Here is a 1,569-nt window from a genome sequence, read left to right as displayed (position 1 = left end):
GGCCCCAACAGCTCCTCCCTGTATCCGCCGCAGGCGGCGGTCGTCGCTGTTGCGCTTTTTTCTCGTTTCTCCGATTTGCTGCTTCGCAGCTGGTGTTACCTCTCTGCTTTTGGCCCAGCGGAGCGACTACGGCGAAGATGCCGCGAATAAAAAAACAGAAAAACTAAGGAACCAATATCATGTCAATGTTAAATCAATTTTTCGATTACAAGCCCGAAGTTCTGGCGCTGGACGAAAAGGCCCTTGCGCTTTGCCAGCCCTACTTCAAGCAGATGGAGGACATCCGCGATTACAACCAGCTCAAGATGCTGAAAGCCTTTGCGGACACCCAGATGTCCTCCACCGATATGCTGGGCACCACCGGCTACGGCCTGTGGGACAGCGGCCGCGCCAAGCTCGAGCAGATCTTTGCCGAGGTGATGGGCGCGGAGGATGCGCTGGTGCGCAGCCAGTTCCAGAGCGGCACCCACACGCTGGCGGTGGCCCTCTTCGGCCTGCTGCGGGCAGGCGATACTCTGCTGGCCGCCACGGGCCGTCCCTACGACACGCTGGAAGGCGTCATCGGTCTGGACGGCAAGGGCAAGGGCACCGGCACCCTGATGGACTATGGCATCCGGTACGACGAAGCGCCGCTGAAGGCGGACTTCACCCCGGACTATGAGCTGATCGCCCAGAAGGCTCCGGGCGCGAAGGTGTGCCACATCCAGCGCAGCCGCGGCTATCTGCAGCGCAACGCCTTCGACCTCGATACCATCCGCAGGGTCGCCGACACCGCCCGCGCCGCAAACCCCGACATCATCGTCTTTGTGGACAACTGCTACGGCGAGTTCACCCAGAAAGAGGAACCCTGTCAGGCCGGTGCCGACCTCGTGGTGGGCAGCCTCATCAAGAACCCCGGCGGCGGCATCGCCCCCACCGGCGGCTACATCGCAGGCCGGAAAGACCTCGTGGAGCTGTGCGCCTACCGTCTGAACGCTCCCGGCCTCGGCAAAGAGCTGGGCTGCACCCTCGAGACGCCCCGCGATATGTATCTGGGCTTCTACTACGCCCCCGGCGTGGTCTGCGAGGCCATCAAGACGGCCATCTATGCCCAGTGTCTGCTGGAGCTGGTGGGCAAAAAGCCCATCCCCCGCTACTGCGAGGCCCACAACGACATCGTCACCTGCTTTGATGCCGGTACGGCGGACGCCCTCATCGGCTTCTGCCGGGGCGTGCAGGCCGCAAGCCCCGTGGACAGCTATGCCGCTCCGGAACCCTCTCCCGAGCCGGGCTACACCGACGAGGTCATCATGGCCAGCGGCAGCTTCACGCAGGGCAGCACCATCGAGCTTTCTTGCGACGGCCCCCTGCGTGAGCCGTACACCTGCTATCTGCAGGGCGGCCTGAACTTCGCCGCCAGCCGCGCAGGCGTCCTGTTGGCAGTGCAGAATGCGTATTTCAAGGATTGAGTGCAGAAGAAGCTGCTGCAAGATAAAAATGCGATAGCGGTCTGCACAAAGAAAAAACACAAGACCCGGAACCACTCTGAGCCACTCTGGCCCTGAAAAGGTTGCGGGTCTTGTGCATTAT

At 62.0% G+C, this 1,569-nt stretch carries 1 protein-coding gene; it reads left to right on the top strand.

Features of this window, described 5'->3' with window-relative positions:
* Positions 1–185: 185 nt before the first annotated feature.
* The gene (locus ACT8X9_RS13335; RefSeq protein WP_249234657.1) at positions 186–1,448 is read left to right on the top strand and encodes a methionine gamma-lyase family protein; all 1,263 of its coding nucleotides are present in this window, start codon (positions 186–188) and stop codon (positions 1,446–1,448) included.
* Positions 1,449–1,569 lie beyond the last annotated feature (121 nt).

It is taken from the genome of Faecalibacterium sp. (assembly GCF_052358865.1).
GTDB classification, from domain to species: domain Bacteria; phylum Bacillota; class Clostridia; order Oscillospirales; family Ruminococcaceae; genus Faecalibacterium; species Faecalibacterium butyricigenerans.
This window is presented reverse-complemented; position numbering and strand designations above follow the sequence as displayed.